Genomic DNA, 13,035 nt, shown 5'->3' with positions numbered 1-13,035 from the left:
TCAGAGCTCTGGCGCGCAAGACACTTCCATCAGTGACATTTGCGAGGAGTTCTGTATGTCCGTGACAAACAAGGCCAGCCCGTCGGCGGTCTACAACGACAAAGTGGTGCGGCAGTTCGCCATCATGACGGTGGTGTGGGGGGTGGTGGGCATGCTGGTGGGGGTGATCATTGCCGCCCAGCTCACCTGGCCCGAGCTCAATCTGGGCATTGAATGGTTGTCTTACGGCCGCTTGCGGCCGCTGCACACCAACGCGGTGATCTTTGCCTTTGGCGGCTGCGGGCTCTTTGCCTCCAGCTATTACGTGGTGCAGCGCACCTGCCAGACGCGAATCTTCTCCGACGGCCTGGCGGCCTTCACCTTCTGGGGTTGGCAACTGGTGATCGTGCTGGCCGCGATCACGCTGCCACTGGGCCTCACGCAGGGCAAGGAATACGCCGAACTCGAATGGCCGATCGACATCCTGATCGCGGTGGTCTGGGTGGCCTACGCGGTGGTGTTCTTCGGCACCATCGGTTTGCGCAAGGTGCGTCATATCTACGTGGCCAACTGGTTCTTCGGCTCCTTCATCCTCGCCGTGGCCATGCTGCACATCGTCAACGCCGCTGCCTTGCCGGTGGACATGTTCAAGAGCTACTCGGCCTACGCCGGCGTGCAGGACGCCATGGTGCAGTGGTGGTACGGCCACAACGCGGTGGGCTTCTTCCTCACGGCCGGCTTCCTCGGGATGATGTATTACTTCATCCCCAAGCAGGCCGAGCGCCCGGTGTACTCGTACCGCCTGTCGATCGTGCACTTCTGGGCGCTGATCTTCACCTACATGTGGGCCGGCCCGCACCACCTGCACTACACCGCGCTGCCCGACTGGACACAGTCGGTCGGCATGGTCTTCTCGCTCATCCTGCTCGCGCCCAGCTGGGGCGGCATGATCAACGGCATCATGACGCTCTCGGGCGCCTGGCACAAACTGCGCGACGACCCCATCCTGCGCTTCCTGATCGTCTCGCTCTCGTTCTACGGCATGTCGACCTTCGAGGGTCCGATGATGTCGATCAAGACGGTCAACGCCCTCTCGCACTACACCGACTGGACCGTGGGCCACGTGCACTCCGGCGCCCTGGGCTGGGTCGGTCTGGTGACCATGGGTTCCATGTACTACCTGATCCCGCGCCTGTACGGCCAGAAGAAGATGTATTCGGTGCCCGCGATCGAACTGCACTTCTGGGTCGCCACCATCGGCATCGTGCTCTACATCGCCGCCATGTGGATCGCCGGTGTGATGCAGGGCCTGATGTGGCGCTCGATCAACCCCGACGGCAGTCTCACCTACACCTTCGTGGAGTCGGTCAAGGCCACCTTCCCGTTCTATGTGATTCGCCTGCTGGGTGGTCTGCTGTACCTCGGCGGCATGGTGGTGATGCTGTGGAACACGTTCATGACGGTCAGGACCGGGTTGGCGCAGGACGTGCGCATTCCCGCGCTCAACCCCGCTCACGCCTGAGGACAACACCATGGCCAACCAAGACAAGCCCCAAGGTTTCACGCACGAGCGGATCGAGACCAACAACTTCCTGATGATCGTGCTCATCGTGCTGGTGATCGCGGTCGGCGGACTGGTGGAAATCGTTCCGCTGTTCTTCCAGAAGTCCACGACCCTGCCGGTGGAGGGCCTCAAACCTTACAGCGCGCTGCAGATCGTCGGGCGCGACATCTACGTGCGGGAAGGTTGCTACAACTGCCACTCGCAGATGATCCGTCCGCTGCAGGCCGAGACGCTGCGTTATGGCCACTACTCGCTGGCGGGTGAGTTCGTGTACGACCGGCCCTTCCAGTGGGGCAGCAAGCGCACCGGGCCCGACCTGCACCGAGTGGGCGGGCGCTACAGCGACGAGTGGCACCGCGTGCACTTGACCAATCCGCGCGATCTGGTGCCCGAGTCGAACATGCCGGCCTACCCGTGGCTGGAGAAGAAGACCGTCAGCGAAGCGGGTGTTCCCCGACGCATGGAAGTGCTGCGCACATTGGGCGCACCCTACACCGACGAAGAGATCGCAGCCTCCATTGCCGACGTGAAGGGCAAGAGCGAGCTCGACGCGCTGGTGGCCTATCTGCAGGTGCTCGGCACCGCGATCAAGTAACCCCACGGAGGACACCATGGACATCAACGACCTGCGCAGCATCGTCACCGTGGTCAGCATGCTGACCTTCCTGGGCATCGTGGTCTGGGCCTGGTCCAAGCGGAACAAGGACCGCTTCGATGAGGCAGCGCAGCTGCCTTTTCAGGATGAATGAACCCCGCGAACCCGTCAGAACAAGAGAAACATCATGAGTGATTTCACCAGCGAATTCTGGTCCTGGTATGTGGCCGGGCTGACCCTGGTCAGCATCCTGGCCTGCGTGGTCCTGCTGTGGATCAGCGGCACGACCAAGGTCAAGGCCCGGGCCGACAACACCACTGGCCACGTGTGGGACGAGGACCTGCAAGAGATGAACAACCCGCTGCCACGGTGGTGGGTCTACCTGTTCATCATCACGGTGATCTTCGCGCTGGTCTACGGCGTGCTGTACCCCACCTTCGGCAAATACCAAGGCCTGCTGGGCTGGACGTCGCAAGGCCAGCACCAGGCCGAGGTGGACAAGGCTCAGCAGGACATCGCCCCCATTTACGCGCGATTCAACGGCCTCTCGCCCGAGCAACTGTCGGGTGACGCGCCGGCCATGGCCGTGGGTGAGCGGCTGTACATGAACAACTGCGCGCAGTGCCACGGCTCGGACGCGCGTGGCGCCCGCAGCTTTCCCAACCTCACCGACGGTGACTGGCTGCACGGCGGGGACCCCGCCGCCATCAAGACCACGCTCACGCAGGGCCGCATCGGCATGATGCCCCCCTTGGCTGCTGCCGTGGGCACGCCCGACGACGTTCGCAATGTGGCCCACTACGTCTTGAGCCTGTCGGCCACGCCGCACGACTCGATTCGCGCATCGCAAGGCCGCGCCAAGTTTGCCGTTTGTGCCGCCTGCCATGGCGCCGACGGCAAGGGCAACACCGCGCTGGGCGCACCCAACCTGACCGATGGCATCTGGCTGCACGGCTGGGGCGAAGAAGCCATCACGCGCGCCGTGACCAATGGTTTCACCAACCAGATGCCGGCGCAGGCGGGCAAGCTCAATGCCGACCAGATTCACGTGCTGACGGCCTATGTCTGGGGCATGTCCAACAAGCCCCCTGGCGCGGCCAACTGAGTCCTGTTGAATCCACCCGTGTCCACCGCCAAGCCCGCAGCCACCGTCATTCCCATCGTGCCTGCGCCCGCAGACGACGATGTGATGGTGTCGCTGTACGCGGCGAGCCAGAAGATCCATCCGCGCTCGGTCTCGGGTGTGTTTTCCAACTGGCGCTGGCTCATGGTGTGGATAACACAGATCGTTTTTTACGGTCTGCCCTGGCTGGAGTGGAATGCGCGCCAGGCTGTGTTGTTCGATCTGGAGGTGCGGCGCTTCTACATCTTCGGTCTGGTGCTTTACCCGCAGGATTTCATTTACCTCACGGGCCTGCTGGTCATCTCGGCGCTCTCGCTGTTCCTGTTCACCGCGGTGGCCGGGCGGCTGTGGTGCGGCTTTGCCTGCCCGCAGACGGTGTACACCGAGATCTTCCTGTGGATCGAGAAGAAGGTGGAGGGCGACCGCTCGGCCCGCCTGCGACTGGACGCGGCGAACATGTCGGCCTCCAAGCTCGGCAAACGCGTGCTCAAGCAGGTGCTGTGGATCACCTTTGCGCTGTGGACCGGCTTCACCTTTGTCGGCTACTTCACGCCCATCCGCGAGCTCGCTGCCCTGTCCCTGGCCGCCTCGCTCGGTCCCTGGCAGACCTTCTGGATCTTCTTCTACGGCTTTGCCACCTACGGCAACGCCGGCTTCCTGCGCGAGCAGGTGTGCAAATACATGTGCCCGTACGCGCGTTTCCAGAGCGCGATGTTCGACAAGGACACGATGATCGTGACCTACGACGAGAAGCGTGGCGAGCCGCGTGGTCCGCGCTCGAAGAAGGCCGACCCGGTGGCGCTGGGCCTGGGCTCGTGTGTGGACTGCACCTTGTGTGTGCAGGTCTGCCCCACCGGCATCGACATCCGCAAGGGCCTGCAGTACGAGTGCATTGGTTGCGCAGCGTGTGTTGACGTGTGCGATGACGTGATGGACAGGATGAACTACCCGCGCGGCCTCATCAAGTTTTCAACCCAGAACGGCGTGGAGCAGGGCTGGAACACGAAGCAGATGCTCAAGCGCGCGATGCGCCCGCGCGTGCTGGTGTATTCGGCCATTCTGTTGACCATCACCGCCGCGGTGGGTGTGAGCCTGTTCATGCGAACGCCCCTGCGGGTGGACGTGATGCGTGACCGCGGGTCGCTGGCGCGCATGGTGGAGCAGGGCCGCATCGAAAACGTGTACCGCCTGCAGATCATGAACGCCACCGAGAAGACGCAGCGCTACGCCATCACCGTCTCCGGCCTGCCGGGCATCACGCTGGACCCGCTGACCGAGGTCGAGGTGTTGCCCACCGAGGTGCGCTCGGCCGCGGTGCGGGTTCAGATCCCGCCCGGCACGGCGGAGAGCGGCTCACATCCGATCCAGTTCAACATCAGTTCCACCGGCGACGACGTGGCCCGCGTGACCGAGAAGGCCGCCTTCCTCGTGCCGCGTTGACCCAGCCCCTATTCAGGAGATTTCCATGAGTTCATCCCATGCCATGACGACTGCCCCGGCCCCTGCCTGGTGGCGCACCCCGCAGATGTGGCTGGTGGTGGGCGCGCCGCTGGTGGGCGTGGCAGCCAGTCTCACCGCCGCCTTCTTCGCCATCAACGGTGCCGACCCGGTGCTCAACAAGGCCGACTACCAGCGCGACTTCAAGGCCGCCCATGCCTTGCAAGGCCAGGCGCGCATCGACGCGCTGGCCAAGTTGCAGCCGGCCCACCAGGCGCGCAACAACGCCGCTTCACCGGTCATCCCGGCCCAGTGATCCGCCACCACAACAACAGGGAGACCAGCCCATGTGGGGAAAACGCCTGATGTGGATCGCATGGCCAGCCTTCCTGGTGGCGGCCGTGCTGGAGATGATCGTGTTTGCGCTGGTGGACCCGAGCGACCTGCACTGGTTCGGCTCGCCGCTGGCGCTCTCGCGTGAAGCGGTCTACACGCTGGCGTTTTTCGTGTTCTGGGGGTTGACGATGGCGTCGAGTGCGCTCACCACGCTTTTAGCCGTGCCGCCGTCGGAGCTTTGAACGGATCCGCCTTGGGGCGCAGCGTGGGGGCTTCAGGAACAGGTTTGAGGGTTGACGATCTGCCGGAGGGCGTCGACGTTCTTGATGTGCACGTAACGCTGCTTCACGTCGATGATGCCGTCCTCCACGAACTTGGAGAACGTGCGGCTCACCGTCTCCAGTTTCATGCCCAGGTAGCTGCCGATCTCCTCGCGCGTCATGCGCAGCACGAATTCGGATTGTGAGAAGCCGCGCGCGTGCAGGCGCTGCACCAGGTTGAGCAGGAAGGCAGCCAGCCGTTCCTCGGCCCGCATGCTGCCCAACAGCAGCATCACGCCGTGCTCGCGCACGATCTCGCGGCTCAGGATCTTGTGCACGTGGTGCTGCAGCGTGGTGAATTCACGCGAGAGCTCCTCGACCTGATCGAACGGCATGATGCAGACCTCGGCGTCTTCCAGCGCGATGGCGTCGCAGGAGTGGTGGTCGCTCACGATGCCGTCCATGCCGATGATCTCGCCCGTCATCTGGAAGCCGGTCACCTGGTCGCGGCCGTCTGCGGTGGTCACGCAGGTCTTGAAAAAGCCCGAGCGCACGGCGTAGAGGGAGGTGAACTTGTCACCCACGTTGAAGAGCGGTTGACCGCGCTTGATGCGCTTGCGGGTGGATATCACGCGATCCAGTTTGTCCATCTCGTCCGGGTTCAAGCCCATGGGCAGACAGAGTTCGCGCAGGTTGCAGCTGGAGCAGGCAACTTTGATCGTGTGGGCATCCATACAGAATCCGGGAATGTGTGACAGGTGACAGCATACCCCCCTGGGGTGTCCATGGAGAAGAGCCGTTCGCCGTGCCGTCTGTTGATGAAGATCAAGGGCTGCAGCGCTGTGGTGCTGCACAGTGGCCCCATTGATTGGGAGACACCTGTGAGCCACACCATTTCCGATGACTTGCTTCGCCGGTTCGACATCCCCGGACCGCGCTACACCTCGTACCCCACCGCCGACCGCTTTGTTGAAGCTTTCACTGAGCAGGACTACGTTCAGGCGCTTGAGCAGCGCAAGGTGGGATCGATGGCGTTGCCGCTCTCGCTGTATGTGCACATTCCGTTCTGCGAATCGGTTTGCTATTACTGCGCCTGCAACAAGGTGATCACCAAGCACCACGAACGAGCCGCCGAATACCTGCGCTACCTTGCGCTGGAGGTGGAACTGCAGGTGGCACACGTCGGTTCGGGCCAGAACGTGTCGCAGCTGCATCTGGGCGGCGGCACGCCGACCTTCCTGTCGGACAGCGAGCTTGAAGACCTCATGAGCATGCTGCGCTCGCATTTCACGCTGGTGCCGGGCGGCGAGTATTCGATCGAGGTGGATCCGCGCACCGTGACCGAAGAGCGGTTGCGCACGCTGGCCCGTCTGGGCTTCAACCGCCTGAGCTTCGGCGTGCAGGATTTCGACCCCACTGTGCAAAAGGCGGTGCACCGCATCCAGCCTGCAGAGCAGGTGTTCGCCTTGGTGGCTGCGGCGCGGCGCATCGGCTTCGAATCGATCAATGTCGACCTGATCTACGGCCTGCCTTTGCAGACCCCCGAATCTTTTGCACGCACGCTCGCGCAGGTCAATGAGTTGCGCCCGGACCGGATCGCGCTCTACGCCTATGCGCACCTGCCCTCGCGCTTCAAACCGCAGCGGCGCATCATCGCTGCCGAGCTGCCCAGCGGCAGCGCCAAGCTGTCCATGCTGTCGGCTTCACTCGACGCCCTGCAGGACGCTGGCTACGTGTACGTGGGCATGGACCACTTTGCCCTGCCCACCGACGCCTTGGCCGTGGCCAAGCGCCAGGGCCGGCTGCACCGCAACTTCCAGGGCTACAGCACCCAGCCCGACTGCGACCTGATCGCACTCGGCGTTTCGGCCATTGGCCGCATCGGTGCCACCTACAGCCAGAATGCCAAGACGCTGGAGGAGTACCGCGACATGCTCGACCAAGGCCGCCTGCCGATCGTGCGCGGACTGGCGCTCACGCGCGACGACCTGCTGCGCCGCGCGGTGATCATGTCCTTGATGTGCCAGGGCGAACTGCAGTTCGAGTCGATCGAACTCGGGCACCTGATCGATTTCAGGAGCCATTTCGCGCCCGAGCTGGAGATCCTCGAGGGCTTGGCCGAGCACGGGCTGGTGCGCATGGACGAGGCCGGGCTGCAGGTGACCGAGGCAGGCTGGTACCTGGTGCGTGCCATCGCCATGGTGTTCGACAAACACCTGCGGGTGGACCAGGACCGCGCGCGGTTCTCCAGGATCATCTGAGCTGCACTACATTGGCCCCATGCAAACCTCGATGGCGATCACGGCCCTGTTCATGGGCGTGGTGGGCGGCCCCCACTGCGTGGCCATGTGCGGCGCGGCCTGCGCCGGCATCAGCCGTGCCGCGGGTGTGCGCAGCACACAGGCCCTGTGGACCTTCCAGGTCAGCCGCATGGTCGGCTATGCGCTGTTCGGTGCTTTCGCTGCAGGCTCCGTTCAAGGCTTGGCCTGGCTGGGCACCAACACCACGGTGATCCGCCCGGTGTGGACCTCGTTCCACGTGGCGGCCTTGCTGCTGGGCATGACGCTGTTGTGGCGCGCGCGCCAGCCGGCCTGGATCGAGACCATGGGTCAGAACATCTGGCGCAAGGCACGTCCGGTGTTGATGTCCATGGGCCAACGCGCGCCGGTGGTGCTGGGCGTGGCCTGGGCGCTGATGCCCTGCGGCTTGCTGTACTCGGCGTTGCTGGTGGCGTCTCTCTCAGCCAACGCGCTGGAGGGCGCGGCGATCATGGCGTTGTTTTCCATCGGCACCTCGATCTCATTGACCGCCGCTCCGTGGCTGCTGCTGCGGCTGAACGGTGCGCGATCCGGCGCTTGGGGCATCCGGCTGGCCGGCCTGGCGCTGGCGGTGACCTCCGGGTGGGCGTTGTGGATGGGCATCACCCAGCCCACCGGGCTCTGGTGCCTGTGACTCAGGCCTGTGTCGGGCGCCGGGAGGGCAGAGTGGCCAGTACGAGCCCGAGCAGGGCGATGCCAAAGGCAACCACCTGCATGGCGGTGAGACGTTCGCCCATGAACAGCACGCCAATGGCCGCCGCGCTCACCGGCAGCATCACGGTGAACACGCCCGCCTGAGACGCCGGCACGGTCTTCAGGCCCGTCATCCAGAGCCACACCGTCCACACACTGGCCGCCAGCGCGTAGAACACCAGCAGGGTCCAGATCGGCAAACTCACGGTGCCGAAGTCGAACGACCACGCGGCCCACAGTCCGAACGGTGTGACCAGTGCAAAGCCCCACAAATTGATGATGGCCGATATGCGTTTGGGGCCCAGGCCTTCGGTGAGGCGCTTGCCGATCACCACGTAAGACGCTTCGCACACCACCGCTGCGAACACCAGCAGATTGCCCAAGAGGGCTCGGCTGATGCCGAACGGACCGCTGTTGTCGACCGCCACACCGCTGTCAACCTTCTGCAGCGAAAACAGGCCAATGCCGATGGCCGCGCATGCGATACCGGCTGCGCTGCGCCAGCCGATGCGCTCGCGCAGGAAGATCCAGCTCAGCACCGCGACCACCGCCGGAATGGACGACATCACCACGCCGGCGGCCACGGCCGTGGTCATGCTCACGCCAAACAGCATGCAGATGGAAAAGAGGAAGTTGCCGAGGAACGATTCAAGGAACAGGAGCCAGCGCGTGTGCGGCGTGATCGGCGGCTCGGCCGGCGGCTTCTTCAACCAGCGCCCCATGGCCAGTCCGCCAATGCCGAACCGCAGCCAGGCGAGCAAGAAGATGGGAAACACAAGCACCAGCGGCTTGGACAGGGCGACATAGCTGCCCACAAGTGACATGCTCAGCGCGAGGCTGGCATAGGCCCACCAGCGGTTCAGGGGAGGGATGGGATTCACTGGATCGATCGATTCGGAAGTGGGCTGGATCATGCCCGAAGCCCCAGCTTCGCCACTTTTCGGGATGAGAGTTGGCAATTTCTTATTGTGAAATTCAAGATTGCTGCGGTGCGGAAAAATTCCTCAATACAAGAAATATAATTCCGCATTGAGAAAAATTATAAAAATATCGTTGATAAACAAAGAAAAAGTTTTTCTCTTATATAAGACATAAGAGCTTCAAAAACTCTTCTATAAGACTTAAAGTCAATGCACTGGCTGCGGCTCTGCAAGCAAACTTGCACCACCCCGAAGCCGACCCTGTTCCATCAACCTCACGGAGTATCCCCATGCCTCAATCCCTGACCGAGCAACTGAGCCGCCAGCAACAAATCGAAGCCCTGGAAAAAGACTGGGCAACCAACCCACGCTGGAAGGGTGTCAAGCGCGGTTACTCCGCCGCCGACGTCGTGCGCCTGCGGGGTAGCATGAACATCGAGCACACGCTGGCCAAGCGCGGTGCCGAGAAGCTGTGGGACAAGGTCAACGGCGGCTCCAAAAAGGGCTACGTGAACGCCTTCGGTGCCATCTCCGCCGGCCAGGCCATGCAGCAGGCCAAGGCTGGTCTGGAAGCCGTGTACCTGTCGGGCTGGCAAGTCGCCGCCGACGGCAACACCTCCGAGACCATGTACCCCGACCAGTCGCTCTACGCCTACGACTCGGTGCCCACCATGGTTCGCCGCATCAACAACACCTTCAAGCGTGCCGACGAAATCCAGTGGGGCCGTGGCATCGAGCCGGGCAGCCCTGAGTTCATCGATTACTTTCTGCCGATCGTGGCCGATGCCGAAGCTGGTTTCGGTGGTGTGTTGAACGCCTTCGAGCTGATGAAGAACATGATCGCCGCCGGTGCCGCTGGCGTGCACTTCGAAGACCAGCTGGCCGCCGTGAAGAAATGCGGCCACATGGGTGGCAAGGTGCTCGTGCCCACCCACGAGGCCTGTGAAAAGCTCATCGCCGCGCGCTTCGCCGCCGACGTGATGGGTGTCTCCACCATCGTGCTGGCCCGCACCGATGCCGAAGCCGCCAACCTCATCACCAGTGACCACGACGCCAACGACAAGCCCTTCCTGACCGGCGAGCGCACGCAGGAAGGTTTCTACCGCGTCAAGAACGGCCTGGAACAAGCCATCAGCCGTGGCATCGCTTACGCGCCCTACGCTGACCTGGTGTGGTGCGAGACCGGTGTGCCCGACATCGGCTTTGCCCGCGAATTCGCCCAGGCCGTGCAGGCAGCTTGCCCCGGCAAGCTGCTGTCGTACAACTGCTCGCCATCGTTCAACTGGAAGAAGAACCTCAACGACAAGCAGATCGCCTCGTTCCAGGAAGACCTGGCAGCGCTGGGCTACAAGTACCAGTTCATCACGCTGGCCGGCATCCACATCAACTGGTTCAACACCTTCCAGTTCGCCCACGCCTACGCTCGCGGCGAAGGCATGAAGCACTACACGAACATGGTGCAGGAGCCGGAATTCGCCGCACGCGACAAGGGTTACACCTTCGTGTCGCACCAGCAGGAAGTCGGCGCCGGCTACTTCGACGACGTGACCACCGTGATCCAGGGCGGCTCCTCCAGCGTGAAGGCCCTGACCGGCTCGACCGAAGAAGAGCAGTTCCACTGATCTGACGCTCAAGGGGGCCCGCAGAGGCCGAGGAGACAGGAGCCCGGGCGCGCCCGGGCTTTTTTGTGGGAAAATCTCAAGTCGTTTGACACAGCAAGAGCGAGAAAGGCAATCTGGTTATGACACCGCGAACTCAGGAGTTGTCCTCCCTGGCCCTTTGAGGCCTGCAGTTCGCGCCTGCCCGATTCCCTTTTGACCCACACCAGCGCGGCCCCTGCCGCGCTTTTTTGTTTTCTGGACCTCCCCATGTTGCACATCACGCTCCCCGACGGTTCCCAACGCGAATTTCCCGGCCCGGTTACCGTAGCCGACGTCGCGGCCTCGATCGGCAGCGGTCTGGCCAAGGCCGCGCTGGCTGGCAAGATCGACGGCAAGGTGGTCGACACCAGTTTCCTCATCACGCAGGACAGCCCACTGTCCATCGTCACCGCCAAGGATGCTGACGGCCTGGAAGTCATCCGCCACTCCACCGCCCACCTGCTGGCCTATGCGGTGAAGGAGTTGTTCCCGGACGCGCAGGTGACCATTGGCCCGGTGATCGAGCATGGCTTCTTCTACGACTTCTCGTACAAGCGGCCTTTCACGCCAGATGACCTGGTGGCGATCGAGAAGCGCATGACCGAGCTGGCCAACAAAGACGAGCCGGTGGTGCGCCGCTTGTTGCCTCGCGACGAAGCCGTGGCGCATTTCAAAAGCATGGGCGAGCATTACAAGGCCGAGATCATTGCCAGCATCCCGAGCAACGAAGACGTGTCCCTCTACCGTGAGGGCGCCTTCGAAGACCTGTGCCGTGGCCCGCACGTGCCCAGCACCGGCAAGCTCAAGCACTTCAAGCTTATGAAAGTGGCCGGAGCCTACTGGCGCGGCGACCACCGCAACGAGATGCTGCAGCGCATCTACGGCACGGCCTGGGCCACCAAGGAAGAGCTGCAACAGCATCTGACGATGATCGAGGAGGCCGAGAAGCGCGACCACCGCAAGCTCGGCCGTGAACTCGACCTGTTCCACATCGACGAGCACGCCCCCGGCTTGGTGTTCTGGCACCCCAAGGGCTGGACGCTCTGGCAGGAGGTGGAGCAGTACATGCGGCGCGTCTACCGCGACAACGGCTACCAGGAGGTCAAGGGCCCGCAGATCATCGACAAGTCGCTGTGGGAGAAAACGGGTCACTGGGACAAGTACCGTGACAACATGTTCACCACCGAGAGTGAAAAGCGCGACTACGCCCTCAAGCCCATGAACTGCCCGGGCCACATCCTGATCTACAAGCAGGGCATCAAGAGCTACCGCGACCTGCCGCTGCGCTATGGCGAGTTCGGCCAGTGCCACCGCAACGAGCCCAGCGGCGGCCTGCACGGCATCATGCGCGTGCGCGGCTTCACGCAGGACGACGGTCACATCTTCTGCACGGAAGAGCAGATCCTGCCCGAGTGCCTGGCCTACACGGCGCTGCTGCAGAAGGTCTACGCCGACTTCGGCTTCAAGAACATCATCTACAAGGTGGCCACAAGGCCAGATGCGCGCATCGGTTCCGACGAAGTCTGGGACAAGGCCGAGCACGCGCTGATGGAAAGCCTGCGTGCCTCGGGCTGTGAATTCGAGATCTCGCCCGGCGACGGCGCCTTCTATGGCCCGAAGATCGAGTACACGCTGAAAGACGCGATTGGTCGCCAGTGGCAGTGCGGCACCATGCAGGTCGATTTCTCCATGCCCGAGCGCCTGGACGCCGAATACGTGGGTGAAGATGGCGCCCGCCACCGCCCTGTGATGCTGCACCGTGCCATCGTCGGCAGCCTGGAGCGTTTCATCGGCATTCTTATCGAAGAGCATGCCGGCGCGTTGCCCACCTGGCTGTCGCCGGTGCAGGTGGCGGTGCTCAACATCACCGATGCACAGGCCGATTACTGTCGGGAAATCGCGAAATCATTGCAAAATCAAGGGCTTAGGGTCATCACAGACCTGCGCAACGAGAAAATAACGTATAAAATACGAGAGCACGCGTTGCAAAAGCTGCCTTTTATCATTGTCGTGGGCGACAAGGAGAAAGAAGCTGGTGCCGTGGCTGTGCGGGCTCGGGGTAACAAAGACCTCGGTGTCATGCCGCTGGAAGCCTTTTCCAAACTCATTGCGGCAGACGTTTCATCCAAGGTTTGATTTCAAACATCCAGGTTGATGCCCCCGCTGCCGT

General features: G+C 62.9%; 13 protein-coding genes. 11 read left to right on the top strand and 2 right to left on the bottom strand.

What is annotated here, in order from left to right; translation table 11 throughout:
• The first annotated feature begins 55 nt into the window (after positions 1 to 55).
• The 7 genes from ccoN (at position 56) to IV113_RS05530 (ending at position 5,276) form a co-directional block, all read left to right on the top strand.
• Positions 56 to 1,501 (top strand): cytochrome-c oxidase, cbb3-type subunit I, encoded by a 1,446-nt coding sequence (gene ccoN / locus IV113_RS05560; protein WP_291081650.1) that lies wholly within the window; start codon positions 56 to 58, stop codon positions 1,499 to 1,501.
• Positions 1,502 to 1,511: 10 nt separating this feature from the next.
• Positions 1,512 to 2,138: a cytochrome-c oxidase, cbb3-type subunit II gene (gene ccoO / locus IV113_RS05555; RefSeq protein ID WP_291081649.1), complete on the top strand. Its 627-nt coding sequence runs from the start codon at positions 1,512 to 1,514 to the stop codon at positions 2,136 to 2,138.
• Between the two features lie 16 nt (positions 2,139 to 2,154).
• The gene (locus IV113_RS05550) at positions 2,155 to 2,292 is read left to right on the top strand and encodes a cbb3-type cytochrome c oxidase subunit 3 (protein WP_291081648.1); all 138 of its coding nucleotides are present in this window, start codon (positions 2,155 to 2,157) and stop codon (positions 2,290 to 2,292) included.
• 33 nt (positions 2,293 to 2,325) lie between these two features.
• Entirely contained in the window at positions 2,326 to 3,243 is a 918-nt protein-coding gene (gene ccoP, locus IV113_RS05545) for a cytochrome-c oxidase, cbb3-type subunit III (protein ID WP_291081647.1), read from the top strand.
• 84 nt (positions 3,244 to 3,327) lie between these two features.
• Positions 3,328 to 4,701, top strand: a complete 1,374-nt coding sequence (gene ccoG / locus IV113_RS05540; protein ID WP_291081671.1) for a cytochrome c oxidase accessory protein CcoG — start codon at positions 3,328 to 3,330, stop codon at positions 4,699 to 4,701.
• A 25-nt stretch (positions 4,702 to 4,726) separates the two neighbouring features.
• On the top strand, positions 4,727 to 5,014 hold the full coding sequence (locus tag IV113_RS05535) for a hypothetical protein (protein WP_291081646.1): 288 nt from the start codon (positions 4,727 to 4,729) through the stop codon (positions 5,012 to 5,014).
• A gap of 31 nt (positions 5,015 to 5,045) precedes the next feature.
• On the top strand, positions 5,046 to 5,276 hold the full coding sequence (locus tag IV113_RS05530; RefSeq protein ID WP_291081645.1) for a hypothetical protein: 231 nt from the start codon (positions 5,046 to 5,048) through the stop codon (positions 5,274 to 5,276).
• Between the two features lie 32 nt (positions 5,277 to 5,308).
• Here the strand turns inward: IV113_RS05530 and fnr are convergent, their stop codons facing one another.
• A complete protein-coding gene (gene fnr / locus IV113_RS05525; protein WP_291081644.1) occupies positions 5,309 to 6,028 on the bottom strand; it encodes a fumarate/nitrate reduction transcriptional regulator Fnr in 720 nt (239 codons plus the stop codon).
• A 147-nt stretch (positions 6,029 to 6,175) separates the two neighbouring features.
• Here fnr and hemN point away from each other — a divergent pair, with 147 nt between their 5' ends.
• Entirely contained in the window at positions 6,176 to 7,555 is a 1,380-nt protein-coding gene (gene hemN / locus IV113_RS05520) for an oxygen-independent coproporphyrinogen III oxidase (protein WP_291081643.1), read from the top strand.
• Between the two features lie 19 nt (positions 7,556 to 7,574).
• Positions 7,575 to 8,246, top strand: coding sequence for a sulfite exporter TauE/SafE family protein (locus IV113_RS05515; RefSeq protein ID WP_291081642.1), 672 nt, complete (start codon positions 7,575 to 7,577; stop codon positions 8,244 to 8,246).
• 1 nt (position 8,247) lies between these two features.
• On the opposite strand, the gene IV113_RS05510 is transcribed toward IV113_RS05515, so the two are convergent.
• Positions 8,248 to 9,219, bottom strand: coding sequence for a DMT family transporter (locus IV113_RS05510; RefSeq protein ID WP_291081641.1), 972 nt, complete (start codon positions 9,217 to 9,219; stop codon positions 8,248 to 8,250).
• Positions 9,220 to 9,515: 296 nt separating this feature from the next.
• Here IV113_RS05510 and aceA point away from each other — a divergent pair, with 296 nt between their 5' ends.
• Positions 9,516 to 10,847 carry an isocitrate lyase gene (gene aceA / locus IV113_RS05505; protein WP_291081640.1) on the top strand — a complete coding sequence of 444 codons (1,332 nt, stop codon included), beginning with the start codon at positions 9,516 to 9,518 and terminating at the stop codon, positions 10,845 to 10,847.
• Between the two features lie 246 nt (positions 10,848 to 11,093).
• On the top strand, positions 11,094 to 13,001 hold the full coding sequence (gene thrS, locus IV113_RS05500) for a threonine--tRNA ligase (RefSeq protein WP_291081639.1): 1,908 nt from the start codon (positions 11,094 to 11,096) through the stop codon (positions 12,999 to 13,001).
• Positions 13,002 to 13,035: the final 34 nt, after the last annotated feature.

It is taken from the genome of Hydrogenophaga sp., from assembly GCF_018780385.1.
Taxonomy (GTDB): Bacteria; Pseudomonadota; Gammaproteobacteria; order Burkholderiales; family Burkholderiaceae_C; genus Hydrogenophaga.
The sequence above is the reverse complement of the archived record's forward strand: the minus strand, read 5'-3'. Positions and strand labels throughout refer to the sequence as shown.